Annotated in this window: 1 protein-coding gene; it reads left to right on the top strand. The window is 62.9% G+C overall.

Annotated features, from left to right (window positions below):
* Nucleotides 1-493 (top strand): solute carrier family 23 protein (locus GTW58_RS13795; RefSeq protein WP_280842332.1); only part of this gene is annotated, 493 nt, incomplete at its 5' end.
* Nucleotides 494-555: the final 62 nt, after the last annotated feature.

Below are 555 nucleotides of genomic sequence, written 5' to 3'. Positions count from 1 at the left end.
CTTCGCCCAGAACGTCGGAGTGATCGCCATGACCGGCATCAAGTCCCGGTTCGTCGTGGTGGCCGGTGGCGGCATGCTGGTTCTCCTGGGTCTACTTCCGGTGTTGGGCAGAGTCATAGCCTCCGTCCCCTACCCCGTCCTGGGGGGGGTCGGCATTGTGCTCTTCGGGTCCGTGGCTGCATCAGGGATCCGAATGCTGACCCGGATCGATTGGGCCAAGAACACCAACCAGTTGATCGTGGCCACATCCATCGCCATGGGCGTGATCCCGATCGCCATGCCCACTTTCTACGCCGAGTTCCCGGAGCCCGTGGCCACGGTTTCCGACTCCGGGATCTCAGCCGCGGCAATCACCGCCTTTGCGTTGAACCTGCTTTTCCACCATGTCATGCCTGCCTCCTCCCACAAGGTTGACGACCGGCGGCACCTGAGTTCGCCCGCTGAATCTGCTCAGACGGTCGAGGTCGAGGGTCCGGAGGGAGACCGCCCGTGACGATGAGCATGGCTGACGATCAGTTCTTCACGGACAAGCTCGGAACGCATGTGCGGACCGTC

The sequence above is a fragment of the Kocuria subflava genome (assembly GCF_012163155.1).
In the GTDB taxonomy this organism is placed as follows: Bacteria; Actinomycetota; Actinomycetes; order Actinomycetales; family Micrococcaceae; genus Kocuria; species Kocuria subflava.
This window is presented reverse-complemented; position numbering and strand designations above follow the sequence as displayed.